Here is a 253-nt window from a genome sequence, read left to right on the forward strand (position 1 = left end):
GTGGGCTCGGGCACCTCGTTCAGCAGCACGTACTGGCCCACCTCGCGCTTCTTGTACGCGGCGGGGTCGTGCAGGCTGTGCGTGCGCAGGTTGCGCCAGAAGATGTCCAGGCCCACCGAGTTGGCCGACGCGCGGGCACCGGTGAGCTCGTAGATCTTGCTCGTGGTCTCCAGGCCGTCCTCGATGGCCCGCAGCTTGGCGGCGGCGATGAGCACAGCGATCTCGCCCCGGCGCCGTTCGGTGAGTTCCTCCC

1 pseudogene is annotated in these 253 nt (G+C 69.2%); it reads right to left on the bottom strand.

The window, feature by feature from the left end:
- Nucleotides 1-253 (bottom strand): annotated as a pseudogene (locus BV453_RS01815) (monooxygenase); the annotation flags it as partial.

This window comes from Microbacterium sp. ER1, from assembly GCF_023383675.1.
Lineage (GTDB): Bacteria > Actinomycetota > Actinomycetes > Actinomycetales > Microbacteriaceae > Microbacterium.